The organism is Paraprevotella sp., from assembly GCF_986071375.1.
Genome location: NZ_CFQRNQ010000006.1, coordinates 105,738 through 120,265, shown reverse-complemented (window position 1 = coordinate 120,265; position 14,528 = coordinate 105,738). Strand labels below are relative to the sequence as shown.

Below are 14,528 nucleotides of genomic sequence, written 5' to 3'. Positions count from 1 at the left end.
CTACGTAAATAGCGAAATAAATTGCAAGTATTCGCATTTATTTGTACCTTTGCCCACTAATAAGGTTTGAAGAAAACGATTGTCATGGAGCAGTTGAAACACGAATGCGGGATCGCTATGATACGCTTGCTGAAGCCCTTGGAGTATTACCAGGAAAAGTATGGTACTTGGATGTATGGCTTGAACAAGCTTTACCTTTTAATGGAGAAACAGCATAACCGCGGACAAGAAGGAGCCGGGTTGGCTTGCGTGAAGATGGAGGCGAATCCCGGAGAAGAGTATATGTTCCGTGAACGGGCGCTGGGTACGGGTGCCATTACCGAGATTTTTTCCTCCGTGCAGTCCCGGTTCAGGGACTTGGGCGCGGAACAGCTTGCAGACGCCACGTATGCCAAACGGCAGCTTCCCTTTGCCGGTGAAATTTATATGGGCCACCTTCGGTATTCAACGACCGGAAAGAGTGGCCTTTCTTTTGTCCACCCGTTTCTGAGGCGCAACAACTGGCGGGCGAAAAACCTTGCGCTGTGTGGTAATTTCAACCTGACGAATGTGGATGAGGTATTTGCCGACATTACGGCCAAAGGACAGCATCCCCGGATTTATTCCGACACTTATATCATGTTGGAGCAAGTGGGGCACAGGCTCGACCGCGAAAGCGAACGCCTTTATGCCGAAGCCATAGGGCATGGATTGTCCGGCATGGATATCACGCATTATATCGAGGAACGCATCGACGTGAACAACGTGTTGCGCACGGCAGCTCCCTTGTGGGATGGCGGTTATGTGGTGTGCGGGGCGACGGGCAGCGGCGAGATGTTTGTCCTGCGTGACCCGTGGGGTATCCGGCCGGCCTTTTGGTATAAAGACGATGAGGTTTTGGTCGTGGCTTCCGAGCGTCCTGTCATCCAGACGGTTTTCGCGTTGGAGACGGAGCAGATACACGAACTCATGCCGGGGCAGGCGGTCAGCGTGCATAAGGACGGGGAGATGCGTTTGGAACAAATCTTGCAACCCAAGGAGGTGAAAGCCTGCTCGTTCGAACGAATCTATTTCAGTCGTGGAAGCGACCGCGATATTTACCTGGAGCGTAAGGCTTTGGGCATGCAGTTGCGCGATGCCATCCTGAAAGCCATTGGCGGGGATTTGGAACATACGGTGTTCTCTTTTATTCCGAACACGGCGGAAGTCGCCTTTTATGGCATGTTGGACGCTTTCAAGGCGTATCTGAACCAAACCAAGATTGCCCAGATAGAAGCGTTGGGACATAAGCCCACGCATGAGGAGCTCGAACGCATCCTGAGCCAGTATATCCGTAGCGAGAAAGTGGCTATCAAGGACATTAAACTGCGTACGTTCATTACGGAAGGCAACAGCCGGAACGATTTGGCAGCGCATGTGTATGACATCACTTACGGGAGCGTGAATGCCTACGAGGACAATCTGGTGGTCATCGACGACAGTATCGTGCGCGGGACTACGCTGAAAGAGAGCATCATCCGCATCCTTGACCGCCTGCACCCGAAGAAAATCGTGTTGGTGTCTTCTTCGCCGCAGGTGCGCTATCCCGATTATTACGGTATCGACATGTCCAATATGGATGAGTTCATCGCTTTCCGCGCAGCCGTGGAGCTGTTGAAAGAACGGGGCATGGCGCACGTGGTGGGTGAGGTTTATGAACAATGTAAAATGCAGATGGGGTTGCCTAAAGAAGAAATGGTGAACAGCGTGAAAGCCATCTACGCTCCTTTTGCGGACGAGGACATTTCATGCAAGATGGTGGAGATGTTGCGCCCGGCAGGAGTCACCACGCCCATTGAAATCGTATACCAGACGCTGGAGGGCCTTCACGAGGCCTGTCCGGGGCATTCGGGCGACTGGTATTTCAGCGGCGACTATCCGACACCGGGTGGCGTGAAGTTGGTGAACCGGGCGTTCATCAGTTATTATGAGAATGTGTTTAAGGCAAATAAATAAGATAATAAAGATTGTATTTCTGCAATGAGAAACGTGACACTTATCCTCGACGACGGGAGCTGTTTTCACGGTAAGTCGTTCGGTTATGAAAAACCGGTGGCCGGCGAAGTGGTTTTCAATACGGCCATGATGGGGTATCCGGAGAGTTTGACCGACCCGTCTTATGCCGGGCAGTTGATGACGCTGACCTATCCTTTGGTCGGGAACTACGGCGTGCCGGCTTTTACTATGGAAGAGAATGGCCTGGCCACTTTCATGGAGAGCGACCGGATTTATGCCTCGGCCATTATCGTAAGCGATTATAGTCTGGCCTACAACCATTGGAATGCAAAAGAAAGTCTGGCAGACTGGCTGAAACGGGAACAGGTGCCGGGCATCACGGGAGTGGATACGCGCGAGTTGACGAAGGTGTTGCGCGAACACGGGGTGATGATGGGCAAGATTGTGTTTGACGACGAACCGGATAACATACCCGAGGCCGATTATAACGGTGTGAACTTCGTGGATAAAGTGTCGTGTAAGGATGTCATCCGTTACAATGAAGGAGGCGGACGGAAGAAAGTCGTGTTGGTGGATTGTGGTGTGAAACACAATATTATACGTTGCCTGCTTCGTCGCAGCGTGGAAGTGATACGCGTGCCTTGGAACTATGATTTCAATACGTTGGAGTTTGACGGCCTCTTCTTGGCCAACGGTCCCGGCGACCCGGACACGTGCGAGGCTGCGGTAGCGAACATCCGCAAGTTCCTTGCTTCTCCTTCGGTGCGCCCCTGCATGGGCATCTGTATGGGCAACCAGCTTTTGAGCAAAGCGGCCGGTGCCCGGATTTATAAATTGAAGTACGGGCACCGCAGCCACAATCAGCCGGTGAGGATGGTGGGCACGACCCGTTGTTTCATCACGAGCCAGAACCACGGTTATGCTGTGGATGCGGAAACGCTCGGGGCAGACTGGGAACCCTTGTTCGTCAACATGAACGACGGTTCCAATGAAGGCATACGCCATAAAGTAAATCCTTGGTTCAGTGCGCAGTTCCATCCGGAAGCTTGCAGCGGTCCGGTGGATACGGAGTTCATGTTCGATGATTTTGTAAATTTGCTCAAATAAGAAACAGGTGGTCTATGGAAGATAAAGGAATAAAGAAAGTATTGTTGTTAGGTTCCGGTGCGCTGAAAATCGGCGAGGCCGGTGAGTTTGATTACTCCGGTTCGCAGGCGTTGAAGGCGTTGAAAGAGGAAGGGATAGAGACGGTACTCATCAATCCGAACATCGCCACGGTGCAGACGAGCGAAGGGGTGGCCGACCAGATTTATTTTTTGCCGGTGACTCCGTTTTTTGTGGAGAAAGTCATCCGGAAGGAACGGCCGCAAGGTATCTTGTTGGCGTTTGGAGGACAGACGGCTTTGAATTGCGGTGTGGCCTTATATAAGGAAGGAATCTTGGAGAAATACGGCGTGCAGGTGCTCGGAACTCCGGTACAGGCTATCATCGACACGGAAGACCGTGAATTGTTCGTGAAGAAGCTCGATGAAATCGACGTGAAGACCATCAAGAGCCATGCTTGCGGGAATATCGAAGAAGCCCGCAAGGCGGCTGCCCATCTGGGCTATCCCGTGATTATCCGTGCGGCCTATGCGTTGGGTGGCCTGGGTTCAGGATTCTGCGACAACGAAGAAGAACTTAACAAGTTGGCAGAGAAGGCATTCTCGTTTTCACCTCAAGTGTTGGTGGAGAAGAGCCTGAAAGGATGGAAAGAGATTGAATACGAAGTGGTTCGCGACCGGTATGACAACTGTATCACGGTGTGCAATATGGAAAATTTTGACCCGCTCGGCATCCATACCGGCGAAAGTATCGTGATAGCCCCCTCGCAGACGTTGACCAATTCGGAATACCACAAATTGCGGGCGTTAAGCATCCGCATCATCCGTCACATCGGAATCGTGGGAGAATGTAATGTGCAATATGCTTTCGACCCTGAATCGGAGGATTACCGTGTCATCGAGGTGAATGCACGTCTGAGCCGTTCTTCCGCTTTGGCTTCCAAGGCCACGGGTTATCCGTTGGCTTTCGTGGCTGCCAAATTGGGGTTGGGCTACGGGCTTTTTGAACTGAAAAACTCCGTGACGAAAACGACATCGGCCTTCTTCGAGCCGGCGTTGGATTATGTGGTGTGCAAGATACCGCGCTGGGACTTGGGCAAGTTCCGAGGTGTGGACCGCGAGTTGGGTTCCTCCATGAAGTCTGTAGGCGAGGTGATGGCCATAGGCCGTACTTTCGAGGAAGCTATCCAGAAAGGCTTGCGCATGATAGGCCAGGGGATGCATGGTTTTGTGGAGAACAAGGAACTGCAAATCGACGACATCGATGCCGCCCTGCACGAACCGACCGACAAGCGTATCTTTATCATCTCCAAGGCCATGCAGAAAGGTTATACGATAGACCGGATTCATGAACTGACGAAGATAGACAAGTGGTTCCTGCAAAAACTACAGAACATCAAGGATACGTCCAAGGCTTTGCATGCCTGCAAAAGCATCAATGTGCTAGACAATGACTTGTTGCGCCGGGCGAAGGTGCAAGGCTTTACGGATTTCCAGATAGCCCGTGCCTTGGGTATGGAAGAGGAAATGGACATCGAAGAGGCTTCGCTGATAGTGCGCCGTCGTCGCTTGTCCGCAGGTATCGTACCGGTTGTGAAACAAATAGACACGTTGGCTGCCGAGTATCCGGCGCAGACGAACTATTTGTACATGACTTATAGCGGCATAGCCCATGACATTCATTACGAACACGACAAGCGCAGTATTGTGGTTTTGGGTTCGGGTGCCTATCGTATCGGGTCGTCCGTCGAGTTCGATTGGTGCGGTGTGCAGGCGTTGAACACCATCCGTAAAGAGGGTTTCCGTTCGGTGATGATTAACTACAATCCCGAAACGGTATCTACCGACTACGACATGTGCGACCGCCTTTATTTCGACGAACTTACTTTCGAGCGCGTGTTGGATATTCTGGATTTGGAATGTCCGAAAGGGGTTATCGTTTCTACGGGCGGACAAATCCCGAACAACCTGGCCATCCGTTTGGACCAACAGCGTATTCCTATTCTCGGCACGACGGCCAAGAGCATTGACAATGCGGAAGACCGTGAGAAGTTTTCGGCCATGTTGAACCGTATCGGTGTGGACCAACCGGAATGGAGTGCGCTGACCAGTATGGACGATGTAAACGCATTTATAAGTAAGGTAGGCTTTCCGGTCCTGGTACGTCCTTCGTATGTGCTTTCCGGTGCGGCGATGAACGTATGTTCCAATCAGGATGAGTTAGAGCGATTCTTGAAGTTAGCTGCCAATGTATCTCATAAACATCCAGTTGTCATCAGTAAGTTCTTGCAGCATGCCAAGGAAGTGGAGATGGATGCCGTGGCACGCGAGGGAGAAATCGTGGCATACGCCATCAGCGAGCACATTGAGTTTGCCGGCGTGCATTCGGGAGATGCTACCATCCAGTTCCCTGCACAGAAATTGTATGTGGAGACGGTGCGTCGCATCAAGAAGATTTCCGGGCAAATAGCCCGCGAGCTGAAAATCAGCGGCCCGTTCAATATCCAGTTCTTGGCCAAGGACAACGACATCAAGGTGATTGAATGCAACCTGCGTGCTTCACGGAGTTTTCCGTTCGTGAGCAAGGTGCTTAAGATAAATATGATAGAACTGGCCACGAAAGTCATGTTGGGATTGCCGGTGGAGAAGCCGAACAAGAGCCTTTTCGATTTCGATTATGTGGGCATCAAGGCTAGCCAGTTCTCGTTCAACCGTTTGCAGAAGGCCGACCCCGTACTTGGAGTCGATATGGCATCGACCGGAGAAGTCGGTTGTTTGGGTGACGACTCGGGAACCGCTTTGCTTACGGCCATGCTTTCGGTAGGGCATCGTATTCCGAAGAAGAACATTCTTTTGTCTACCGGTGGCGCCAAACAGAAAGCCGACATGCTAGAAGCAGCCCGTACTTTAAAAGAGCATGGTTATGAACTTTATGCTACAGGAGGAACTAGCCGTTATCTGACGGAGAACGGTGTGGCGAACCATTTGGTGTATTGGCCGAGTGAGGAGGGAACACCTCAAGCACTTGCCATGCTGCATAACCGGGAGATAGATATGGTGGTCAATATCCCGAAGGATTTGACGGTAAGCGAATTGAGCAACGGTTACAAGATTCGCCGTGCTGCGGTGGATTTGAATATTCCTTTGATTACGAACTCCCGTTTGGCGAGTGCCTTTATCCAGGCTTTCTGCCATATTGATATGGATGATCTGTCCATAAAGAGTTGGTCTGAATATAAGTAAACACTACACAATCATGCCATACCATGAATTTTGAAATTGTTTATGTCTTAATCTGTCTGGCCGCTATGGTCGTAGCACTGATCTACGACCGTATGCGTCCGGGCATGATACTTTTTTCTGTCGTCATCTTGTTTTTCTGTGCGGGAATACTTACCCCTAAGGAAGTGTTGGAGGGTTTCTCGAACAAAGGCATGATTACGGTGGCTCTTTTGTTTCTGGTCAGTGAAGGAATACGTAAGAGTGGGGTGTTGGAACGTTTGATTTTTGCCATGTTACCGCAAAAGAAGTCTACAGTAGCCAATACGAATCTGCGTGTATTGCCGGTCATTGCTTTCATTTCGGCTTTTCTGAACAACACGCCGGTGGTTGTCATCTTTGCGCCTATCATCAAGAACTGGGCAAGACGGATGAAACTGCCGCCTGCAAAATTTCTGATACCTCTTTCGTATGCCACTATACTTGGCGGTATTTGTACGTTGATAGGAACTTCCACGAATTTGGTGGTGGACGGAATGATACAAGACGCGGGTCTTAAGGGATTTTCCATCTTCGAATTGGGGCAAGTCGGGGTGATTATAGCCATTGTGGGCATTATTTATCTGGTTTGTTTTGCCAAGCGTTTATTGCCAGACCGAACCCTGAAAGATGACGATATTGAAGAAAGTAGCGACTCGGGTGACATTGTACGCGTGGAGGCTGTGTTGGGGGCACGTTTCCCCGGAAACGGAAAAACGTTGCGCGAATTTGATTTTCACCGTCATTATGGAGCCACGGTAAAAAGTCTGCATCGTAATGGTGAACGTCTCCAAGGGGATTGGATGAATGTACGCCTGTCAGAAAATGACACGTTGATTCTGGATGCAGACGGCACCTTTATTCCGACGTGGGGAGACAGCCGCGTGTTTTTGATGTTGTCGGTGTTGGATGCGGAACCCGAAATGGGAAAGAAAAAGAAATATCTGGCCATGATTCTGTTGTTGGTGATGATTATCGGGGCAACGGTAGGCGAGCTTCCGGTCGTGGAGCGGGCTCTTCCCGGACTGAAGTTGGATATGTTTTTCTTTGTTTGCGTCACAACGGTGATTATGGCTTGGACGGGAATGTTCAATCCCAAGAAATATACGAAGTTCATTTCATGGGACGTGTTGATTACCATCGCCTGTGCTTTTGCCATCAGTAAGGCTATGAGTAATTCCGGGTTTGCGGCTTTCATTGCCGAATATATAATAGGTATGACCGATGCTCTCGGACCGTATGCTTTGTTGGCTGTGATTTTTGTTATCACGAACCTGTTTACGGAGTTGATAACGAATAACGCCGCCGCCGCCCTGTCTTTTCCTATCGCTTTGGAGGTGGCCAATCATTTGGGAGTGAGTCCGACTCCGTTCTTTGTAGTGATTTGTATGGCTGCGTCAGCCTCGTTCTCTACACCTATCGGTTACCAGACCAATTTGATTGTACAAGGTATCGGAGGCTATAAATTTACCGATTTCGTTAAAATAGGCTTGCCTTTGAACATAATTGTGTTTGTGTTATCTGTATTTTTAATACCTTTGTTCTGGAATTTTTAAAAGAGAAGTAAGCAGTTTATGGGAGAGGCGACAAATATCTATCCGATATACGAAAAAATGATGACCCGTTCGGACAAGGAACAACTTCTTGGACAACGTGGGGTGATGGTCTGGTTCACTGGCTTGTCCGGTTCCGGGAAAAGTACGGTGGCACTCGGTGTAGAACGGGAGTTGCATAAGCGTGGCATCTTGTGCCGCATTTTGGACGGTGATAATATTCGTAGCGGTATCAATAAGAATTTGGGATTCTCGGCTGATGACCGGAAAGAGAATATCCGTCGTATTGCTGAAATCGGAAAATTATTCGTAGATACGGGGGTGGTGACGCTTTCAGCCTTTATCAGTCCTACGAACGAATCCCGTCACATGGCTTCTGAGATTATCGGGGCAGACGATTTTAGGGAAGTCTATGTGTCCACACCGTTGGAAGTTTGCGAACAACGCGACGTAAAGGGTTTGTATGCCCGTGCACGTCGGGGAGAAATCAAGGATTTTACCGGAGTCAGTGCCCCCTTCGAGGTGCCGGAACATCCGGCTCTGACGTTGGATACTTCCGTTCTGACGTTGGAAGAATCGGTTAATAAAGTGTTGGAACTTATATTGAACAATAAATAAATCACAATATTATGTCTGAATATAAATTGAGTCATTTGCAGGAGTTGGAGGCTGAGTCCATTCACATTATCCGTGAGGTGGCGGCTGAGTTTGAGAATCCTGTAATGCTTTACTCCATAGGAAAGGATTCTTCCGTGATGGTTCGTTTGGCTGAAAAGGCTTTTGCCCCGGGCAAGGTTCCTTTCCCTTTGATGCACATCGACTCCAAGTGGAAGTTTAAGGAGATGATACAATTTCGCGATGACTATGCCAAAAAATACGGTTGGAACCTGATTGTGGAATCCAATATGGAAGCGTTCCGGGCAGGGGTAGGCCCCTTTACGCACGGCAGTAAGGTGCATACGGATTTGATGAAGACCAAGGCTTTGTTGGATGCTTTGTCCAAGTATAAGTTTGACGCGGCTTTTGGTGGGGCGCGTCGCGACGAAGAGAAAAGCCGTGCAAAGGAACGTATCTTTTCATTCCGTGACCAGTTCCAACAGTGGGATCCTAAGAACCAACGTCCGGAGTTATGGGACATCTATAACGCCCGTATCCACAAAGGAGAGAGTATTCGGGTGTTCCCGTTGAGTAATTGGACAGAATTGGACATTTGGCAGTACATCCGTTTGGAAAACATTCCTATCGTCCCGCTGTATTATGCCAAGGAACGTCCGGTAGTGAACATCGACGGACAACTGATTATGCCGGACGACGACCGTTTGCCGGAAAAATACCGCGACAAGATTGAGATGAAGAAGATTCGTTTCCGTACGTTGGGCTGTTGGCCGCTGACCGGTGCCATCGAAAGTGAAGCCGACACGATAGAGAAGATTGTGGAGGAAATGATGACTACCACCAAGAGTGAGCGTACGACCCGTGTGATAGACTTCGACCAGGAGGCGTCCATGGAACAGAAAAAGCGTGAAGGGTATTTTTAATTCAGGAGGGTATTATATGGCTACATTAAATATAAAGGAGTTTTTAGACCAAGACGAGAAAAAAGATTTGTTGCGCCTGTTGACGGCCGGTTCGGTGGATGACGGAAAATCCACATTGATAGGCCGGCTTTTGTTCGACAGCAAGAAACTGTATGAGGATCAGTTGCAGGCTTTGGAGCGTGACAGCAAACGTGTGGGAAATGCCGGCGACCATATAGATTATGCTTTGTTGCTCGACGGTTTGAAGGCGGAGCGCGAAGAAGGTATCACCATAGACGTGGCCTATCGTTATTTCTCGACGAACCAACGCAAATTTATAATTGCCGATACTCCGGGACACGAACAATACACCCGCAACATGATTACCGGCGGTTCCACAGCTAATTTGGCCGTCATATTGGTGGATGCCCGTACGGGAGTCATCACGCAGACCCGTCGTCATACCTTTCTTGTTTCCTTGTTGGGAATCAAACATATTGCGTTGGCCGTGAACAAGATGGATTTGGTGGATTTCGACGAAAACGTGTTCGACGCCATCGTAGCGGAATATAAGGCTTTGACGGATAAATTAGGTATAGAAGATGTGACTTGTTTTCCCCTTTCCGCTTTGGATGGTGACAATGTGGTAGAAAAGTCCGAGCGTACGCCTTGGTATGAAGGCACTAGCCTGTTGGACTTTTTGGAGACCGTGCCCATTCATACCGACCGCAACATGACGGATTTCCGTTATCCTGTGCAGTACGTGTTGCGCCCTAACCTCGATTTCCGTGGGTTCTGCGGAAAGATAGCTTCCGGTGTGGTACGGGAAGGAGATGAAATCATGGCTCTTCCGTCGCGTAAGAAGTCTCATGTGAAACGTATTGTGACGTACGACGGAGATTTGAAAGAGGCTTTTTGTCCGCAATGCGTGACGTTGACGTTGGAGGATGAGATAGACATTTCACGTGGTGAGATGTTAGTACATCCAGACAACGTGCCGGAAGTAGGGCGCTATTTCGAGACGATGCTCGTATGGATGGACGAAGAACCGATGGACCGTAACAAGCATTTTTATCTGAAGCATAATACGAATACGACTCGTGCCACGGTAGGTGAGATTTGTTATCAGGTAGATGTGAATACGATGGAGCAGCGTCCGGCAGACTGTTTTCATTTGAATGAAATCGGGAAAGTGCATATCACGACGGCAAAACCCATATTTTTTGATGCTTATCAGAAGAACCGTGCAACCGGTTCCTTCATATTGATAGATCCGATTACGAACAACACCAGTGCTGTGGGCATGATTATCGGTCCGGTGGAAGCCAAGGAGAATGACGTTGAGCGTCTTCCGGAGTTGGACTTGCCTAAATTAGGTATTGGTAAAGAGCATTACGAAGCCATAGAGAAAGCGGTCAAAGATTTGGGACGGCAAGGTCTCGCGATAGAAATCATTAAAGAATAACCTTAATTAAAAATCAAAGTTTCATGGGATTATTAGAGTTCAGCAAACTTCCGGTCAATACGTTAGTAGGTGCCGATTGGAAAACGTTTAAAGAAATGACGCGTGGTCAGGAAATAGCTCCGGACAAGCGTACCAAGTATTATCTGACGAAAAGCGTATGCAGGCTGTTGAGTTTGTTGGCACCTATCCAAGACCACAGGTTTGAGGAGAAGTTGGGGGCGTACGAATTCGACCACGATCCTGTTTTCATCCTCGGGCATTGGAGAAGCGGTACGACTTTTGTGCACAACATCTTTGCTCAGGACGATAATTTTTGCTATACGACAACGTACCAGACTGTATTTCCCCATCTGATGATGTTCGGGCAACCGTTCTTCAAGAAGACGATGGGGTGGCTTATGCCGGACAAGCGTCCGACGGATAATATGGAGTTGGCTCCCGACCTGCCGCAGGAGGAAGAATTCGCTTTGTCGAACATGATGCCTTATTCCTTCTATGACTTTTGGTTCTTTCCTCAGAAATGGCAGGAATATTGCGACAAGTATCTGACGTTCGAGAACATTACGAAAGAGGAACTTCAGGTATTCAAGGAAACATTTGTGAAGTTGATGAAGATTTCCAGGTACTGTACGACGGGAGGTGATGTGTATTTATCCAAGAACCCGCCTCATACGGGACGTGTAAAAGCCTTGGTCGAAATGTTTCCCAATGCCAAGTTCATTTATCTGATGCGTAACCCCTATACGGTGTTCGAGAGCACACGTAGCTTCTTCACCAACACCATCAAGCCGTTGGAATTACAGCATATCAGCGACGAGGAGATGGAGAAGAATATTCTTCTTACCTATACAAAGCTTTACCGCGCCTACGAGGAACAGAAAAAATATGTGCCGGAAGGAAATCTTTTCGAAGTGAAATTCGAGGATTTTGAGGCTGATGCATTCGGGACTACGAAGCTCGCGTATGAAAAATTAGGTATTCGCGAGTTTCATTGTGCCGAGGCTGCCATACGCCGATATACAGACCGGAAGAAAGGCTACAAAAAGAACAAATATGAGTATAAGCCCCGTACCATTCAGTTGGTGAATGAAAATTGGGGATATGCCCTTAAGGATTGGGATTATGAGATACATCCATAAGATGGGATTCCGTATTTTCCTTTAAAACGAGGCATCCTCTCATTTTCGGGTGAGAGGATGCCTTATTTTTATTCTTTGATTTTTCCGCTGATTTTTTCGGCCATTTCCGGTTTCTGTTTGTACCGCTTGTTCAGGCCGTTTACCACGTCTTTAGTAATGTCGTACTTAGCGTTGGCTACCAAGATATTGTCTCCCGCCTTGCTGATGATATAATCGAATTTCTTTGATTTATTGTATTCTTTCAGGAATGCTTGGATGGAATCGCGCATTTCGGTGTTGTATTTTGCTTGTTCTGCGGCGAAATCATTCATCAACCGGTCGTTTAATGCTTGCAAGTCCTGTTGTTGTTTGGCCAATGTCATTTGAGCCTGTTCCACTTGTTCTTTGGTGGTGAACTGGTTGGTTTCATATTTCTTTTGCAGTTCTGCGGCTTTAGCCTGGAGGGCGCGTTCTTTTCCGGCCAATGTAGCCCGGATATTTTCTCCCTTTTTGTTCATCAGGAGCGTGTAGTCTTTACAGAAATTGTATTGCGACATCAGAGTGTCGATTTCCACGTATGCGATTTTCAATCCGCCTGCAGGGATTTCCGTAGCTTGAGTGTTTGTTTTTTCTTCCGGTGCCGACTTGTTACATCCCGTCAGGGCGAATGTGGCTGCCAAGGTGATAAGTCCTGCGCCAATGATACTGTTTTTCTTCATTATTTTTTCTTTATTTATGATTTTCTTGTACTGCGTTCATTGATTTTATGTGGGTTTTCCACGCGTTCCAGGGCATCCATGGTTTGTACGCACGTGATGCCCCGTTTGCGCATAGCCGCACTATGGCCTACGTGGGTGTTCGGGAAGCGGCCGTTTTTCTTGAAAAGGATTTTTATGGCAAAGAATGCCATACTTATGGCCACAATTATCAGGGTAAACAATAGTGTCTTCAACATTTTTGCGTATATTTGTGCTGCAAAGATAAACTTTAAAAGCGTGGATTTGTGTCGTATCTTCGCTTTTAACCAAATTTAGTAGAATGAATATATAAAATTATGGATATGGAAATGAACTCATTGAAACCAACCGAGGTTTTTAAGTTTTTTGCAGAAATCAACCGGATACCCCGTCCTTCCAAGAAAGAAGAGCGGATGATAGCTTATTTGGAACAGTTTGCCCGTGAAAGAGGTTTGGAATGCAAAGTGGACGAGACGGGAAACGTATTGATTCGTAAGGGGGCGGCTCCGGGGATGGAAAACCGTAAGACGGTGATTTTACAGAGCCACATGGATATGGTTTGCGAGAAGAACCGTGAGGTGGAGTTCGATTTTGAAAAAGACGCGATTCGTACGTGGGTTGATGGCGATTGGTTGCGTGCGGACGGGACAACGTTGGGGGCCGACGACGGGATAGGCGTGGCGATGGAGTTGGCCTTGTTGGATGCTTCGGATATTGCCCACGGCCCGATAGAATGTGTGTTTACCCGTGACGAGGAGACGGGCTTGAGCGGTGCGTTCGGCATGAAGCCTGGTTTCATGTCCGGTGATATTTTGTTGAACTTGGACTCGGAAGACGAAGGGCAGTTGTTCGTAAGTTGTGCCGGGGGAGCGGCAACTACGGCTGAATTCGACTTTACGCCGGTGGATGTTCCGCAGGATTATTTTTTCTTCGAAGTGAAGGTGAAAGGATTGACGGGCGGACATTCGGGTGACGACATCAATAAGAAGCGGGCGAATGCCAACAAGATACTGGCGCGTTTTCTGTATAATGCTTGGGCAAAATACGATTTATATTTATGCGACATCCAGGCCGGAGGTCTGCACAACGCCATACCCCGTGAAGCGATGGCGGTTTGTGCCATCCCGATGAAGGACAAGGAGAGCATCCGTGTGGATTGGAATCTGTTCAGTGCCGATGTGGAAGAAGAATACAGCGTGACCGAAAAGACCATGGTTTTCGAGTTGCAGAGCGAAAGCGCGAGGCCGGAAGCCGTGGAGCGCGAAGTCGCCCGCAAGCTCATTTGGGCTTTACAGGCCGTGCACAACGGTACTCTTTCCATGTCGCAGGATATAGATTTGGTGGAGACCAGTTCCAATTTGGCCAGTATCCGTCTGACGGACGGCAATAAGATTCTGGTGAAAACCAGTCAGCGCAGCAGCATACTGAGTGCACGCCACCACATGAGCAATATGGTGAAAGCCGCTTTCGAGTTGGCTGGTGCCCGTGTGGAAGTGGGCGAAGGCTATCCGGGTTGGAAGATGAATCCGGAATCAGAGATTTTGAAAATAGCGGTGGAAACTTACAAAGCCTTGTTTGGCAAAGAACCGAAAGTGTTGGGGATACACGCCGGATTGGAATGTGGGTTGTTCAGCGAGAAGTATCCCGGTCTGGACATGGTGTCGTTCGGCCCGACGTTGCGTGGAGTACATTCGCCTGACGAACGGTTGCTGATACCGACGGTTGCCATGGTTTGGGATCATATCAAAGCCATTTTGAAGAATATTCCGGTGAAAGCCTAAAATAAGCGGGGCATATCTGCGT

At 48.7% G+C, this 14,528-nt stretch carries 11 protein-coding genes; 9 read left to right on the top strand and 2 right to left on the bottom strand.

Annotated elements, in window-relative coordinates; translation table 11 throughout:
* The first annotated feature begins 84 nt into the window (after nucleotides 1-84).
* The 8 genes from AC5RDV_RS05030 to AC5RDV_RS04995 are packed head-to-tail and all read left to right on the top strand — an operon-like array spanning nucleotide 85 to nucleotide 12,009.
* Complete coding sequence (locus AC5RDV_RS05030) at nucleotides 85-1,974, top strand: amidophosphoribosyltransferase (protein ID WP_282747240.1); 1,890 nt, start codon at nucleotides 85-87, stop codon at nucleotides 1,972-1,974.
* 24 nt (nucleotides 1,975-1,998) lie between these two features.
* A complete protein-coding gene (gene carA / locus AC5RDV_RS05025; protein ID WP_282747139.1) occupies nucleotides 1,999-3,081 on the top strand; it encodes a glutamine-hydrolyzing carbamoyl-phosphate synthase small subunit in 1,083 nt (360 codons plus the stop codon).
* A 14-nt stretch (nucleotides 3,082-3,095) separates the two neighbouring features.
* Nucleotides 3,096-6,320 (top strand): carbamoyl-phosphate synthase (glutamine-hydrolyzing) large subunit, encoded by a 3,225-nt coding sequence (gene carB / locus AC5RDV_RS05020; RefSeq protein ID WP_282747140.1) that lies wholly within the window; start codon nucleotides 3,096-3,098, stop codon nucleotides 6,318-6,320.
* Between the two features lie 23 nt (nucleotides 6,321-6,343).
* Entirely contained in the window at nucleotides 6,344-7,891 is a 1,548-nt protein-coding gene (locus tag AC5RDV_RS05015; protein WP_008629503.1) for an SLC13 family permease, read from the top strand.
* Between the two features lie 18 nt (nucleotides 7,892-7,909).
* The gene (cysC, locus tag AC5RDV_RS05010) at nucleotides 7,910-8,506 is read left to right on the top strand and encodes an adenylyl-sulfate kinase (protein WP_008629499.1); all 597 of its coding nucleotides are present in this window, start codon (nucleotides 7,910-7,912) and stop codon (nucleotides 8,504-8,506) included.
* An 8-nt stretch (nucleotides 8,507-8,514) separates the two neighbouring features.
* Nucleotides 8,515-9,426 (top strand): sulfate adenylyltransferase subunit CysD, encoded by a 912-nt coding sequence (gene cysD, locus AC5RDV_RS05005; RefSeq protein WP_276786397.1) that lies wholly within the window; start codon nucleotides 8,515-8,517, stop codon nucleotides 9,424-9,426.
* Nucleotides 9,427-9,442: 16 nt separating this feature from the next.
* Nucleotides 9,443-10,870, top strand: coding sequence for a sulfate adenylyltransferase subunit CysN (gene cysN, locus AC5RDV_RS05000; RefSeq protein WP_008629496.1), 1,428 nt, complete (start codon nucleotides 9,443-9,445; stop codon nucleotides 10,868-10,870).
* Between the two features lie 23 nt (nucleotides 10,871-10,893).
* On the top strand, nucleotides 10,894-12,009 hold the full coding sequence (locus tag AC5RDV_RS04995; protein WP_276786231.1) for a sulfotransferase family protein: 1,116 nt from the start codon (nucleotides 10,894-10,896) through the stop codon (nucleotides 12,007-12,009).
* Nucleotides 12,010-12,077: 68 nt separating this feature from the next.
* Here AC5RDV_RS04995 and AC5RDV_RS04990 read toward each other — a convergent pair whose 3' ends face one another.
* Nucleotides 12,078-12,707, bottom strand: a complete 630-nt coding sequence (locus AC5RDV_RS04990; protein WP_008629492.1) for an OmpH/Skp family outer membrane protein — start codon at nucleotides 12,705-12,707, stop codon at nucleotides 12,078-12,080.
* Between the two features lie 14 nt (nucleotides 12,708-12,721).
* On the bottom strand, nucleotides 12,722-12,943 hold the full coding sequence (locus tag AC5RDV_RS04985) for a hypothetical protein (RefSeq protein WP_282747142.1): 222 nt from the start codon (nucleotides 12,941-12,943) through the stop codon (nucleotides 12,722-12,724).
* A 105-nt stretch (nucleotides 12,944-13,048) separates the two neighbouring features.
* Here AC5RDV_RS04985 and AC5RDV_RS04980 point away from each other — a divergent pair, with 105 nt between their 5' ends.
* The gene (locus tag AC5RDV_RS04980) at nucleotides 13,049-14,506 is read left to right on the top strand and encodes an aminoacyl-histidine dipeptidase (RefSeq protein ID WP_282747242.1); all 1,458 of its coding nucleotides are present in this window, start codon (nucleotides 13,049-13,051) and stop codon (nucleotides 14,504-14,506) included.
* Nucleotides 14,507-14,528: the final 22 nt, after the last annotated feature.

What these genes read in the sequence shown, in the direction of transcription:
- AC5RDV_RS04990 (WP_008629492.1), bottom strand. Translation starts at nt 12,707, where the DNA reads ATGAAGAAAAACAGTATCATTGGCGCAGGACTTATCACCTTGGCAGCC.
- carB (WP_282747140.1), top strand. Translation starts at nt 3,096, where the DNA reads ATGGAAGATAAAGGAATAAAGAAAGTATTGTTGTTAGGTTCCGGTGCG.
- cysN (WP_008629496.1), top strand. Translation starts at nt 9,443, where the DNA reads ATGGCTACATTAAATATAAAGGAGTTTTTAGACCAAGACGAGAAAAAA.
- AC5RDV_RS05015 (WP_008629503.1), top strand. Translation starts at nt 6,344, where the DNA reads ATGAATTTTGAAATTGTTTATGTCTTAATCTGTCTGGCCGCTATGGTC.
- cysC (WP_008629499.1), top strand. Translation starts at nt 7,910, where the DNA reads ATGGGAGAGGCGACAAATATCTATCCGATATACGAAAAAATGATGACC.
- AC5RDV_RS04985 (WP_282747142.1), bottom strand. Translation starts at nt 12,943, where the DNA reads ATGTTGAAGACACTATTGTTTACCCTGATAATTGTGGCCATAAGTATG.
- AC5RDV_RS04995 (WP_276786231.1), top strand. Translation starts at nt 10,894, where the DNA reads ATGGGATTATTAGAGTTCAGCAAACTTCCGGTCAATACGTTAGTAGGT.
- AC5RDV_RS04980 (WP_282747242.1), top strand. Translation starts at nt 13,049, where the DNA reads ATGGAAATGAACTCATTGAAACCAACCGAGGTTTTTAAGTTTTTTGCA.
- AC5RDV_RS05030 (WP_282747240.1), top strand. Translation starts at nt 85, where the DNA reads ATGGAGCAGTTGAAACACGAATGCGGGATCGCTATGATACGCTTGCTG.
- carA (WP_282747139.1), top strand. Translation starts at nt 1,999, where the DNA reads ATGAGAAACGTGACACTTATCCTCGACGACGGGAGCTGTTTTCACGGT.